Genomic DNA, 12,067 nt, shown 5'->3' with positions numbered 1-12,067 from the left:
ATTTTTCTTCTACTGATAATATCTTTAACTAATAATCCTTAAAATATATTCGCTATTTACTACACAGGCTATATAATTTATCATCCACAATTGAGCGGCTCATCATTACTGTTTTGCTTTATTGGTTAAACGTAAAACAGGGATAGTGACCAATACTGCAATGATCGCAATCAAAATACCTAAAACTAGAGGACCTGGTAAATGAATTTTAAGGTGACCCCAACCCTCTGCATATAGAGGAAGCAGGACGATAGCAGCAATCACCCCAGCCAGCAGACCTGCAATATTGATACCTAGACGTCTATTTCGACCTGGAACTGGGTGATTGGTTTGTCTGCTCCAATCACTAGCAATGATAGCTGGAACCTTGCGAATATATGCATACGCGTGTACGGAAACAAGTGGTATCCATATAGCAACGCTTGTCGCATGTATGTTGCCAAACAGACTATCATCGTGCCCAAACGCGAGTCCATATCCGCTAATGAAAACTAAAAAAGTGGTTAATACGAGAAATGGTGCCAAAAGTCTTAGGACGATGTTTGGCGGGCCTATCCGAACGAATTCAGTCGATCTTGTATAGTAACGAATAAAACGATAACCTGTACTAAACATCTTGACGACGAGTGGTCCGGAAAGGAGGATACCCACAAAAATATGTTCAGTGGTTAGACCGTGTAAGCTAGCTGTGATGAAAAGTTCCACTAGGATAAATACAAATAGGATAGCACCAGCAATTGCAGTAGTTCGTTCATTTCGGTCCACTGGCGATGATTTTTTCCCAGCATAGATTCCTTGTCGATTTATCATTTATTCACTTCCGTTCTTTCAATAATAATATTTTCGTTTATTTAATTCAGTTTTCCCATGAAGATATTTTAAAACTATAGTAAGTGTAAAACTTGAAACTGAAATACAATTTAAAGATTTATTAAATTCACATTAAAAATTAAAAGATGAAATTAAAAATAAAAAGGGAAAATCTAATTTTTACATTATCCCTTTTTCTCGCTGAAATTATTTTAAAGTGATTATAAAGGTGAATATTGACAATTCTCATGCCTTTGGATAAATAAACAATCAACAAAGCTATTTAACATAGCCAAGTAATCAAAATTTGCTGATGCGTAATAAGATCACTTTGCAAATAGTTCTTTTGCCAAAGTGAGTGGTTTTACCACTTCCCACCAGAGCCAAGAATCTGTATCTTTAGTTTTTGTAAACATTTAGGATTATTAATTTCTTTCGTAAAACAAAAAAAAGGCTGTCTAAGCAGCCAAGTAATCCTTGAACTAAACGAGCTAATAGGAGTCAAGAACTTCTTAATAAAATATATTTTCTTCCTTGTTATACTTTTTGAAGACATGCCAAATAACCCTCCAACTATAAATTGGGAGGTTTTTCATAAGATGCTTTTTCTTGTGGATTTAGTCAAGTCTAGCAACTACTCATTCCTTTTTAGGATTGAAATGGGATCAACTCCTCGGCATGTTTAATGCTTTCCCTTTAAATAAATAGGTGAATTTGGATGGTTTAATATTTCTTCAGTAGTTAACCAAAACACATCTTCTACCTCATCAGGACTTTTAGGATACGCCTCACCAGATTCATATACACAAAGAAAAACAATATCGACTACATTTTCATCAGTATCCGTAACGAAAGATGTACTGTGTACATATGTTAGCCTCTCTTTTACTTTCACACCGACTTCTTCTAAAATTTCACGCTTTACAGTTCTTTCTAATATATCTAATGAATCTCCTTCTATATCCACCTTACCTCCAACCAGGGAAAGCAGACCGCCAGCATGTTCCTTTTTTTTACTTCTTTCAATTATTAGCCATTCACAATCTAATCTTAACTATTGTCAATCAGCTTTTTTATCGCACTCACTATTACTTCTGGTTCATCATTTTGTATATAATGAGCACTGTTTTCAGCAATCAACAATTCACCATCAGAGGATATTTCAAGAATCTCTCTCTGCATTTCATTCCATAACTCTTGTGACTCCTTTGAATAATGAGCTTTCTTACCAGCTGAAAGAACAATTATTGGGACATTTAATTTTTGTCTGGTTTCTTTTAACTGTGTCAGGCTTTCCATAAATTCATCATAACTGCCTTCATAAACGAATTGCTTATTGTATGCTTGTTGAAAATCTTGTGGCATCGTTGGGAGAAACCTTTCTTTGTAATCTTCAGGGGTAGAGTCAACCAATACAAGTCCACGAACTTCATTTTGGTATTTAGTTACATACATCCGCATATTAACTCCACCAAATGAATGACCGACTAATATGTAGGGGGGTGTAATCTTCGCTTCAATAAGAAGTTCCTTCAATTCTTTTACTATCTCAAAGCTGGTTCTGGGGTTAGAACTTGTTTCACTTTTTCCAAGTCCTGCTCTATCATAAAGTAGAACATTTGAGAGCATAGAAATATCACCAAGTACTGAATCCCAAGCCTTAGAAGAATCTCCATATCCAGCGTCCATTACGACTGTTGGTTTTCCGTTATTTTCTCCCGCCAATTTAGCATATAGTTTACAATCCCTTATTTGCACAAACATTTCTTTAGTCATTTAGTTCATTCCTCTCATTTAGCCAACTATCTGAAATTAACAATATTAAGACTTCTTCTTAAAAATGCTCCGTAAGTACAATAAAAAAAGACCGCGCTTGTAATTGCTCGCTCTTCCACTTTAGTACCAGTTAGTTCAACAAGATGTGCAGTCAAAAGGACCAACGCATCAACGTTGATCCCTTATGACCATCCTTTTTTTATTTTTAACATCGAATTAGCATTTGTTTGAAATTCATATGGTACTTTCACTTCTTCAACTGTACAGCCATTGTCAGCCAGATAACTTATTATTTTATCTAAATGCTCATATCTTTTTCCCTCCAAATCAACTAAAGGAAAAATACGAACTTCCTCTTTCGTAACCCTCAATAATTCATTTAGCGTTTCAATGTGAAATTGATAATCTAATCTATCCGAATACATAAATAGAAAATGTGCAGAGAGAAGAATATCAAATTCTTCATTACTAAACGGTAAAGAAGGTAAGGTTACAGGGAAGTATCTTTCATTGGATACCCTCATATCTTTAGCACATTCTTGTAAGGCACTTAAACGATGTTTTCTAAGACCTTCTATATCATTGAAATATTCCCATTTATAATTGTCTTGGGCTTTCTCCATATGCTCCATAGCGTGTTCAATATCCTGGAGACCTTTATTTTTTAGGTCTTCACCCGAATGGTAATAAGCAATATCGCAAGCTGTTACATCTAAACCTATCCTGTTACCAACAGCAGTAAATGAGCAGGCTCCTGCTGGACAATCAAGTATTTTCTTTCCTTGCAGCTCTCGCTCTGAAAAAGAGAACATATCCAAATACTCTTCAAAGGTCCTCCCAATAAAAACAATTCGTTCTAAATCTAACTTTGTACTCTGCTCAACCTTACTCAGCTAAACTCACCTCTTCTAAAAAGATTATATTTATATTAGCATGAATAATTGGAAATGTTAACCTGTTTATTTGTTGTTCAGTAATCTACACTGTTAGCAAAATAGAAAAAAGGGGATCGCCACAGCGGTCCCTTACTTAAACTCTTGACCCTTTTTATATAAGGACAAGTTTAATTTAACCTTGGAAGGTATAAATTGAAGAACATTTAAGTAACTTTTCTACACCAGTAGGATGATAGGGCATTAATTCGTTAGCCCTTTGTATTCCTACCCATTCTACTTCCGATATTTCATCTTCAAATTGGATTGAAATTTCTCCTTCTATGACCTTCGTTTTGAAAGTTATAAATAAAGCGTTATGTCCGATTTCCTTAAAAAATGCTTCATTTACTGCTACGACATTTTCAATTGTTAAACCTGTTTCTTCCTTAGTCTCACGGATAACTGCCTGTTCCAGAGTTTCTCCTTTTTCAACTGCACCACCAGGAAGAGACCAACCGCTTCCTTTGTTATTAACCATCAGGATTTTGTCCTTATCTTCGTTATAAATAAATGCATATGCAACATCTACTCTTATCATATTTTACTATCACTCCTGGTTATTTAAACGATTCAAGAAGGAGGTTCTTTTTCATATTTTTCTGGCTTTAATTATCATGGTTGTCGGAAACTTCCTCGCTTTATATAAAGAATAATAACGATCAGATAATTCCTCTTTTGTGGAATTATAATTAGTAGACACATCACTCTCTATAACAGAGTCAATAGTAAATCCAGCTTTAATTAATTCATTAATGTATGTAGACATTTTTCTTCTAGGAATTACTACAGGAGCTTCTTCACCTTTGAAGTTTGTGTAGGTTGTTGTTCCTTCATCCTGGTATGATCCATCTAAATAGATTTGACCATTTTGACTTTTCATATGGGCATATAAGGGATGATCCCAACTAAATACAAAATACCCACTTGGCTTTAAATATGAATAAATTAATTCAAATGTTGATGCCAAATCACTTGTCCAACCAATTGCGTATATTGAATAGACTATATCAAAATATGACTTAGGCAGATCAATATCTTCTTCCATTGGAGCACAGAATAGGTTAGCTGCCAGGTTCTTTAAGGTTTCATTTGCCGTCTTAATTTGATTCTCTGATAAGTCAACCCCCCATAATTCCTTAGCACCCTTCTCACTCATATAAAGTAAAGAATGCCCGCTGCCACAACCAATATCCAAAACTTTTTTGTTTGTTAATTCATTAAAAAGTCTTAATTCCTTTTCCGTTTGGGCAAACGGTCCATAACTAGGTAGCGCATCTTTTCCATTAAAATGATGGGCTACAATATCCCAGCTTTTCTTATTTTGTTCTATAATCTTAAACGACATAATTTGTCCCTCCTCTCTGTAACTATTCTACAATCAGCATCCATAACCTTCCTGGTTAAATGAGATAGGCACCTCAGTTATTTATCTTCCTATTGAAAAAGGCTGCTTAAGCAGCCAAAAAAAATCTTCAGCTAAACCAGATAATAGGAGTCAAGAACACAAAGATGATAGGCATCAACCGCATCCGTCTTTACCTTCTTAAGGCTTGTCTTCTTGGATTGATAGGAAATAACGGATTTAACAAGATATAAAGATATTTCCCAAAAATTAATAGTATTTTTTGGGGTTTTACATCTATGCAATCATCTATAATTTCGAAGCCTGAAATAATTTTTGGAAGCATGGAATTTGCTGTGTATTTTGTGTGATTTGGTACAGGGATAATATTATACTTGCTCTGCCTTTTCAATCCCATTTCGTTCTTTAAGAAGGACTAATCCGGATAAAACTGCATGAGTATTGTCCTTCATCGATCAAAACTCTTGAAGTAAAAGTCAGTCATTTTTTGATTATTAAAGTTTTCTAATCTTTTTCTTATAATAACCTTATCTGCCATTAAAGCTAGCTTAAATGAGATAGGTTACGATTACTAGAGTGATCTTTTAAAAGAGGTGGATGAAATGATAAACACGCAACAGTTAAAAAAAGTTTATGATAACGGGTTTGAGGCTGTTAAAAATCTCAGTTTGCATGTTCATAAAGGAGATATTTACGGGTTTTTGGGTCCCAATGGGGCTGGTAAAACGACAACCATCCGCATGCTGATTGGTCTAATCGAACCCACCAGCGGCGAACTAGAAGTGAGTAACTTAAATGTTAAAAAGAATAAGGAAGAAATAAAAAAACACATTGGCGTTTTGCCAGAATCACATGGGTACTATGAGTGGATGACGGGTGAAGAGTATCTCCAATTCTTTTCAGCGCTGCACAAACTTGATAAAAAACAAAGAAAAGCAAAGGTTGCGGAAGTCTTGGATTTGGTGAGTCTTACTTCAAAGGCCAATGTAAAGATCTCCCAATATTCAAGGGGGATGAGGCAGCGATTAGGCATTGCTCGAACCCTCATTCATGACCCTGAAATTATTTTTTTGGACGAACCTACTTTAGGTCTCGACCCTCAAGGACAAAAAGATATTGAAAATATCCTCCTCAATTTAAATAAAGTAAACGGGGTTACGATTTTTATTACCTCACATTTATTAAAAGATATTGAAAAAATTTGTAATCGAGTGGCGATTGTCAAGACGGGAACCCTCATGGAAGAAGATTCTGTCCAGAGTTTGCTAGACAAGTATAAGAAGGAAATTCATAAAGAAGATCTTTCATTGGAAGATGTATTTTTCCATCTCACCTCTGATCGTAAGGAGGAACAATAATATGTTTCTAGCATTAGTGAAAAAAGAAACGAAAGAACATATTTTCTCACGTAAAGGAATTGGCTTTTTATTCGTTGTATCCTTATTGCTGAGTATCCTATCATTTAGTTTTATTAGTGTGAAAGAATTAAGTTTATTGGATCAGCCTACTGTGGTCATGACGACACTTAAACTTTTACTTGGCATTAATATTTTGATAGCCATGGTCATTGGCGCAACCATGATTGCCGGAGAAAAAGAAAAAGGTACCTTAGAAAGTTTGCTGTTAACTCCCTTAACCAAGCGAAATATCATCCTTGCTAAGCTTGCTGCCATTCTTATTTTTTGGCTGATTGTAACATTGGTATCATTGCCTTATTTATTTGTCTTGGCCTATCAAGCTAACTTGTTCCCTACTGTTCTCCTTTATCTATACGGCATCGGGACTATTCTAATAATTTCATTCTCATCTATTGCTCTGATTTTTTCAACCGTCTTGGTTTCCACAAAGAATGCAATGATTTTGGCAATCATGGCCTTCTTAATTACAGCGATTCCGATGTTTTTATCTACAACCATGAAAAAATCTGGATTAGCAAAAGTTATAAGTGAAAACAGTCCTGTCTCCGCTAGTATGACAGCGATGAAAGATATTTTTATTAATAAGATGGCTGCTCCACAAGTTTTGATTGAACTAATACCTGTTTTCATTTTCTTCCTTTTAGCCTTATTTTTCGCATTACTGATTGCGAAGAAAGTGGATTTCTTAAGGGGTGAATAACATGAAAAAATATTTGACTATATTAATTTTATTTGCAGGTTTATTGGGATTTAATACCGGTATTGCAAAGGCACAGGATACTTCGAATTTTACGATTGAAATCCTCTCCCCTGCAAAAGTAGCTGAGTACCCAGGGAAAGAGTTAAAGATAAAAGTAAAAATTACGAATACGACTGATCAAGAAATAAAAAATGTGTTTACGTACATTACAATGGCGAATTTATCAAAGAACTGGACAGTAAATTTAGAGGATTATAGTGCGGATCAACCAGTTACAATCGGAACAATGAAACCACATGAAGAAAAAATTGTTAACTTGCCAATACAGTTGGTTTATACAGCTGATTATTATTTATATACCACAGTTGTCTCTAAAGAGAATCCTGTGATTACTTCGAGTGTTGCCATACCCGTCAAAATAATAGGTAATACAAAGATTGTTCCACTTCAAGTTCAAATCGTTTCGACTGTGATGCCGTTGTTGTTATTGGTCTTGTTATTCATTACGATGAAAATAAAAAGATAAATCATTAGAAATTTTCAATTTAATTTTTACCCTATTTTATGTGATTTCCAATAAGGAACTAACCAATCACGGCTAATATAAGGAATAGTAAGACATCTTTTAAAAATAAGGAGGAAACTAAAATGATTGGCACAAAATTGTTAGCATCTGTTTTAGCATTTGGCGTAATGGGAGGAGGCGCGGTTGGTACCCATTTTGTTAAACCAGCTGCTGCAGTCGGACAAGCGGAAACGGTCAACGAAGAAAAACAAGATCCAAATGAACAAGCAAAATTGCAAAAAGAAGCGGCCATTACACCAAAATCAAGCAACTAACTCGGTTTTGAAAAAATATACAGATGGTACTGTCAAGGCTGTTGAATTAGAAGATGAAGATGGTTCAGCAGTATACTCTGTTCATGTAACAGCCAAGGAAGGCAAGCACTATGATGTAAAAGTAGATGCAATAAGTGGAAAAATTACCAAAGCTGAAAATGATAGATATGGTGAAAACGAAAACGAATAATTCTTTCATTTCAAAAAAATAGACAAACTGAAAGCTAAACATGTGGTTGATACACAGCTCCCTTTAACATTCGGTAAAAGGGGGCTTCCTATATATATAGAAGAGTCATGATAGTCACGATATATTTATACATGTTGTGATAAACTAAGTTTTATCCAACAGGATTACAGCATATACAAAACACTTAGGGGCGGTTTAAGTGAAAAAAAATATTTTATTAATAGAAGATGAGGAAAAGGTAGCAAAATTTATTGTCTTAGAACTCCAATATGAAGGATTTACTGTGACGGCTGTCAATGATGGCAGAGAGGGTCTTGAGTTAGCCTTACAATCAAATTGGGATCTCATCTTATTAGACCTAATGCTCCCAGGCCTAAATGGGTTAGAAGTATGTCGAAGAATAAGAACCACCAAAGATACCCCTATTATCATGTTAACCGCTCGGGACAGCGTAATGGACCGTGTATCCGGCTTAGATAGTGGTGCGGATGATTATATTCCGAAGCCTTTTGCAACAGAGGAATTATTAGCAAGGATTCGCGTCATCTTCCGTCGTGCAGAAAGAAACATGCAGCATCCCCCCACCCTTTCCTTTCGTGATTTAGAAGTTGACACAATGGCTCGAATTGTAAAACGCAGGGACGAAGAAATTGAATTGACCAAAAAGGAATATGACTTACTGATCATTTTTCTGCAGAATACCGGTCTTGTGCTGACGAGGGAAATGTTATTAGAAAAAGTATGGGGATATAATGTCGAGATTGAGACAAATGTCGTTGATGTCTACGTAAGCTATTTAAGAAATAAACTCCACTCATCAAATGGTGAACAATATATTGAAACAATAAGAGGGATAGGTTATGTGATTCGAAAATGAAAAAAATTTCAAATCTCCCCATTAAGTATAAACTTGTATTATGGTCCTCTCTGCTCTTATTTATATCATTCGTCTGTTACAATATCCTCCAATATTCTGTATTAAATAGTTGGATGGTTGCCGAGGAAAATAACGTAATTCAACAAAAAATGAAAGAAACGCAAGGCTATTTTCACGAACGTTCGAAAGCAAACGCTTTAACCGAACAAGAAGTAAAGAAAAGTAGTGCATACCTTTATAGATTAAGTGGGAATCATCAAATGATTCGTATTTTAAATGCGAAGGGGACAACGATTTTATCAGCATCCCAAGATGTTCCTGATGAGAAAATCCCTATAAAAAGTGTATCATCGGAAGAGTATGACCAAATACAATCGTCGGAAAATCGCTTTCTAATTCTTCGCAGCCCGTTGCCCATGAATAAGGAAAACGGAACAATCGAGATTATTCAAAGCATGGAGATATTTGATGGACTTCTAAACAAATTCTTACTAGTTATGCTTTCTGCGGGTCTGGGTTCCATTGTTTTAAGCTGGTTTGGCGGAGTATTAATCGCGAAACAATTATTAAAATCGGTAAAGAACATTTTGCAAACCATGAAAAAGATCCAGAAAACAGGATTGCATGAAAGAGTGCCTTCCAATGGTACACAGGATGAAATGACCGAAATTGGCGAATTGTTCAATGTGACCATGGATAAGCTCGAAGAATCATTTTTGCAGCAAAAACGCTTTGTGGAAGACGCATCGCATGAGCTTCGCACACCTATTGCTGTTATTCGAGGGAATTTGACCATGTTAAAACGCTGGGGAAAAAATGATCTGCAATTGCTGGAGGAATCACTGGATTCAACTCTTGAGGAGGTGCAGCATTTAAGTGATCTTATTGCAGAACTTTTGGAACAATCAAAAGCAGAGTCAGAAAAACAAAATGAGCCCATCGAGTGGATTAATCCGGTACCCATCATTGAAAATACACTAAGAAATTTCAAATCCCTCCATAATGAATTTGAATTCATTCTCGACATGAAGAATATTGAGGGACATGTAATACCGATTCAACCACGGCATTTGGATCAAATTTTAGTCATTTTATTAGATAATGCCGTAAAGTACTCTAGCGAAAATAAATGGATCAAATGCTCGGTCGAGAGACTGGACCATTTTGTTCAAATAAAAATAATAGACAAAGGAATCGGCATCCCCCAACAAGATATTCCTTTTATCTTGAATCGCTTTTACCGCGTCGATAAAGCAAGAAGTAGAAAACAGGGTGGCTTTGGCTTAGGATTATCGATAGCCAATCGGTTAATAGAAAAGTACAATGGTACCATACACATTGAAAGTAAAGTAAATGAAGGAACGACTGCCATTTTAAAGCTGGTTTCCAAAAATTAAAGAGGCACAAATCAAGCTTATCTGATACTTTGACCCCAGGGGGCCAGTAAAAAAGCTCAGGACACTGAGGTAGCCAGCGTCCTGAGCGGCCACCCGTAAACAGGTTAGGAGTTTTGACGAATCTTAACAATAATAATTGTATAACATATAATGCTGCCGATTATGCTCGCTATTATATTGATTTTTAAAACCAGCATTGCCATTGCATGAGTTTCGAAATCAGGATTTTGACGAGGATGATAGGAGTTAATCGCAAATCCAACCAAGCTGCATAAGAGAACAATAAAAAAATAAGGTATAAAGTTTTTACTTTTCTTTCTGATGGCATTTCGGTAATTTATTCTAAGCAAAATAAAGGGTGTGAAGAGCGTGAAAAATAATTGAATAAAAGAAAAGTCTACATTACTATATCTTGGTAAGATTAAGAACAAGGATTGAATAATCATTACACATAGTAAATTTACTGTAAATAGGATAAACATTATCGATTTTCCACCTCTTTATTCGGTAAATAGAGCATGCATTCACTTTTAAGATACAGAGTAATTAGTATTAAAATATTTGCAGAGGTACTTGACATAACTTTTGTAAATTAGCGATTCTTGCAATAGCAACACTAATCACCTTCTGCAACACTTAAATAAGCCAATTAAACTCTATTCAAAGTATAAATTTAAAATAAAAGTAATACCGTTCCTAATGTAATGATCAAACATCCAAATATTGTATTTTTGGTTGGCTTTTCTTTTAATATAATTAAGCTTAAAATCATCGTTATAACTACGCTGAATTTATCTATTGGTGCTACTATAGATACTTCCCCAATTGAAATAGCTGCAAAAAAGAATAACCACGATAAACCTGTTGCCACACCAGATAAGATTAAGAAGATATAACTTTTCCTAGATATTGTTTTCATTTGAGTATGTGTACGTTGAAAGAAAACAATTGCCCATGCAAAAATAATGATGACGATAGTACGAATAAAAGTAGCCAAATTGGAATCTACATCTTTTATACCGATCTTTGCAAGAATAGCTGTAAATGCCGCGAAGACTGCTGAAAGAAAAGCCAAAGCTATGTAAGAGTTGGAATATGATGTACCAGAATTCTTTTTGAGCTTTCCTATTATTACAAATGTACCTATTGTAATAAGAGTCCCTCCGATAGCAATCATTGCTGTTACAGGCTCACCTAAAATAATGAAAGATAAAAATATCGAAATAACAACACTAGATTTATCTATAGGAACAACTTTTGAAACATCGCCTATTTGAATAGCTTTAAAGTAGCAAAGCCATGATAATCCTGTTGTTATCCCAGATAATACAATAAATAAGAAGGACTTCATATTAATCAGAAAAATAGTATCTAATTGGTTGCTTACCATAACAATCAAGAAAGCCATTATTGCTACAACAATAGTTCTGATTGCAGTTGCTAAATTAGGATTTACATTTTTAATCCCTACCTTCGCAAGGATTCCAGTTAATGCAGCAAATATAGCAGCCAGTAGTGCCAATATAATACTCATTTCATCACCTCTTTATTTAACTTATTTGTTTATTTCTTAGTTTCACTCAATTTAACAAAGCTTTAAATGATAATGATTATTAGCAGGGAAATAAGTATATTTTATTCAATTGGATAAATTGCCTATTATTAATCCATCTTATCGACTTTTTTCACACTAACCTGCTTGATAAGAATAAAAACAAAAAAGGGGCTGCCGAAGCAGCCAAAACAACCTTCAACTTACAG

The 12,067-nt window shown here is 34.9% G+C and carries 13 protein-coding genes and 1 pseudogene; 7 read left to right on the top strand and 7 right to left on the bottom strand.

Annotated elements, in window-relative coordinates:
- Positions 1–105: 105 nt before the first annotated feature.
- From H539_RS0122360 to H539_RS0122330, 6 genes and pseudogenes are all read right to left on the bottom strand, one after another.
- Positions 106–810 carry a hypothetical protein gene (locus H539_RS0122360; RefSeq protein WP_026695376.1) on the bottom strand — a complete coding sequence of 235 codons (705 nt, stop codon included), beginning with the start codon at positions 808–810 and terminating at the stop codon, positions 106–108.
- A gap of 648 nt (positions 811–1,458) precedes the next feature.
- Positions 1,459–1,840, bottom strand: a pseudogene (locus H539_RS30325) (NUDIX hydrolase).
- Between the two features lie 20 nt (positions 1,841–1,860).
- Positions 1,861–2,586 (bottom strand): alpha/beta fold hydrolase, encoded by a 726-nt coding sequence (locus tag H539_RS0122345; RefSeq protein ID WP_026695374.1) that lies wholly within the window; start codon positions 2,584–2,586, stop codon positions 1,861–1,863.
- A gap of 182 nt (positions 2,587–2,768) precedes the next feature.
- Positions 2,769–3,479, bottom strand: a complete 711-nt coding sequence (locus H539_RS0122340) for an SAM-dependent methyltransferase (RefSeq protein WP_026695373.1) — start codon at positions 3,477–3,479, stop codon at positions 2,769–2,771.
- A 175-nt stretch (positions 3,480–3,654) separates the two neighbouring features.
- A complete protein-coding gene (locus tag H539_RS0122335; protein WP_026695372.1) occupies positions 3,655–4,059 on the bottom strand; it encodes an NUDIX hydrolase in 405 nt (134 codons plus the stop codon).
- 51 nt (positions 4,060–4,110) lie between these two features.
- The gene (locus H539_RS0122330; protein ID WP_026695371.1) at positions 4,111–4,866 is read right to left on the bottom strand and encodes a class I SAM-dependent methyltransferase; all 756 of its coding nucleotides are present in this window, start codon (positions 4,864–4,866) and stop codon (positions 4,111–4,113) included.
- A gap of 620 nt (positions 4,867–5,486) precedes the next feature.
- Here H539_RS0122330 and H539_RS29410 point away from each other — a divergent pair.
- From H539_RS29410 to H539_RS0122290, 7 genes are all read left to right on the top strand, one after another.
- On the top strand, positions 5,487–6,242 hold the full coding sequence (locus H539_RS29410; RefSeq protein WP_051348743.1) for an ABC transporter ATP-binding protein: 756 nt from the start codon (positions 5,487–5,489) through the stop codon (positions 6,240–6,242).
- A gap of 1 nt (position 6,243) precedes the next feature.
- Entirely contained in the window at positions 6,244–7,002 is a 759-nt protein-coding gene (locus H539_RS0122315; RefSeq protein ID WP_026695370.1) for an ABC transporter permease, read from the top strand.
- 1 nt (position 7,003) lies between these two features.
- Positions 7,004–7,528, top strand: coding sequence for a hypothetical protein (locus H539_RS0122310; RefSeq protein ID WP_026695369.1), 525 nt, complete (start codon positions 7,004–7,006; stop codon positions 7,526–7,528).
- A gap of 122 nt (positions 7,529–7,650) precedes the next feature.
- The gene (locus H539_RS31775) at positions 7,651–7,842 is read left to right on the top strand and encodes a hypothetical protein (protein WP_026695368.1); all 192 of its coding nucleotides are present in this window, start codon (positions 7,651–7,653) and stop codon (positions 7,840–7,842) included.
- A gap of 7 nt (positions 7,843–7,849) precedes the next feature.
- Positions 7,850–8,032 carry a PepSY domain-containing protein gene (locus H539_RS31060; RefSeq protein ID WP_026695367.1) on the top strand — a complete coding sequence of 61 codons (183 nt, stop codon included), beginning with the start codon at positions 7,850–7,852 and terminating at the stop codon, positions 8,030–8,032.
- 199 nt (positions 8,033–8,231) lie between these two features.
- Complete coding sequence (locus H539_RS0122295) at positions 8,232–8,909, top strand: response regulator transcription factor (RefSeq protein WP_026695366.1); 678 nt, start codon at positions 8,232–8,234, stop codon at positions 8,907–8,909.
- The gene (locus H539_RS0122290) at positions 8,906–10,306 is read left to right on the top strand and encodes a HAMP domain-containing sensor histidine kinase (RefSeq protein ID WP_026695365.1); all 1,401 of its coding nucleotides are present in this window, start codon (positions 8,906–8,908) and stop codon (positions 10,304–10,306) included. The genes H539_RS0122295 and H539_RS0122290 overlap by 4 nt, the downstream gene beginning before the upstream one ends.
- 673 nt (positions 10,307–10,979) lie before the next feature.
- Here the strand turns inward: H539_RS0122290 and H539_RS0122280 are convergent.
- Positions 10,980–11,840, bottom strand: a complete 861-nt coding sequence (locus tag H539_RS0122280) for an EamA family transporter (RefSeq protein ID WP_026695363.1) — start codon at positions 11,838–11,840, stop codon at positions 10,980–10,982.
- Between the last annotated feature and the right edge of the window lie 227 nt (positions 11,841–12,067).

The sequence above is a fragment of the Peribacillus kribbensis DSM 17871 genome, from assembly GCF_000430765.1.
GTDB lineage: Bacteria > Bacillota > Bacilli > Bacillales > DSM-1321 > Paraperibacillus > Paraperibacillus kribbensis.
The sequence above is the reverse complement of the archived record's forward strand: the minus strand, read 5'-3'. Positions and strand labels throughout refer to the sequence as shown.

Bases quoted from the DNA above. Each gene is read 5' to 3' on its own strand.
- H539_RS0122360 (WP_026695376.1), bottom strand. From the start codon at position 810: ATGATAAATCGACAAGGAATCTATGCTGGGAAAAAATCATCGCCAGTG.
- H539_RS0122345 (WP_026695374.1), bottom strand. From the start codon at position 2,586: ATGACTAAAGAAATGTTTGTGCAAATAAGGGATTGTAAACTATATGCT.
- H539_RS0122335 (WP_026695372.1), bottom strand. From the start codon at position 4,059: ATGATAAGAGTAGATGTTGCATATGCATTTATTTATAACGAAGATAAG.
- H539_RS0122330 (WP_026695371.1), bottom strand. From the start codon at position 4,866: ATGTCGTTTAAGATTATAGAACAAAATAAGAAAAGCTGGGATATTGTA.
- H539_RS29410 (WP_051348743.1), top strand. From the start codon at position 5,487: ATGATAAACACGCAACAGTTAAAAAAAGTTTATGATAACGGGTTTGAG.
- H539_RS0122315 (WP_026695370.1), top strand. From the start codon at position 6,244: ATGTTTCTAGCATTAGTGAAAAAAGAAACGAAAGAACATATTTTCTCA.
- H539_RS0122310 (WP_026695369.1), top strand. From the start codon at position 7,004: ATGAAAAAATATTTGACTATATTAATTTTATTTGCAGGTTTATTGGGA.
- H539_RS31775 (WP_026695368.1), top strand. From the start codon at position 7,651: ATGATTGGCACAAAATTGTTAGCATCTGTTTTAGCATTTGGCGTAATG.
- H539_RS0122290 (WP_026695365.1), top strand. From the start codon at position 8,906: ATGAAAAAAATTTCAAATCTCCCCATTAAGTATAAACTTGTATTATGG.
- H539_RS0122280 (WP_026695363.1), bottom strand. From the start codon at position 11,840: ATGAGTATTATATTGGCACTACTGGCTGCTATATTTGCTGCATTAACT.